The sequence below is a fragment of the uncultured Brachybacterium sp. genome (genome assembly GCF_947500705.1).
Lineage (GTDB): Bacteria > Actinomycetota > Actinomycetes > Actinomycetales > Dermabacteraceae > Brachybacterium.
The window spans coordinates 1-837 of record NZ_CANMSY010000025.1 but is presented as its reverse complement, the minus strand read 5'-3'; the positions used below and the strand labels follow the sequence as shown (position 1 = coordinate 837).

Sequence of the window (837 nt, the reverse complement as noted above, 5' to 3'; positions counted from 1 at the left end):
CCCCAAAAGGAGTGGTACTAGACAGCCATGACCGACTGATGAAGTGCCCATTCGTTGATGTTCCACCCTTGAGCAACCACCCCCACCACACTCGGGCAGGAAAATGGCCACCATAATTGGTGATGCTCCTTAGAAAGGAGGTGATCCAGCCGCACCTTCCGGTACGGCTACCTTGTTACGACTTAGTCCCAATCACCGATCCCACCTTCGACAGCTCCCTCACGAGGATGGGCCACTGGCTTCGGGTGTTACCGACTTTCGTGACTTGACGGGCGGTGTGTACAAGGCCCGGGAACGTATTCACCGCAGCGTTGCTGATCTGCGATTACTAGCGACTCCGACTTCATGGGGTCGAGTTGCAGACCCCAATCCGAACTGAGGCCGGCTTTTTGGGATTCGCTCCACCTCACAGTTTCGCAACCCATTGTACCGACCATTGTAGCATGCTTGAAGCCCAAGACATAAGGGGCATGATGATTTGACGTCGTCCCCACCTTCCTCCGAGTTGACCCCGGCAGTCTCCTATGAGTCCCCACCATGACGTGCTGGCAACATAGAACGAGGGTTGCGCTCGTTGCGGGACTTAACCCAACATCTCACGACACGAGCTGACGACAACCATGCACCACCTGTGCACCAGTCCGAAGAAAACCACATCTCTGCAGTCGCCCGGTGCATGTCAAGCCTTGGTAAGGTTCTTCGCGTTGCATCGAATTAATCAGCATGCTCCGCCGCTTGTGCGGGCCCCCGTCAATTCCTTTGAGTTTTAGCCTTGCGGCCGTACTCCCCAGGCGGGGCACTTAATGCGTTAGCTACGACGCGGAAAACGTGGAATGT

The 837-nt window shown here is 55.8% G+C and carries 1 rRNA gene; it reads right to left on the bottom strand.

What is annotated here, in order from left to right:
- Positions 1-133: 133 nt before the first annotated feature.
- Positions 134-837, bottom strand: a 16S ribosomal RNA gene (locus Q0937_RS17905); the annotation flags it as partial.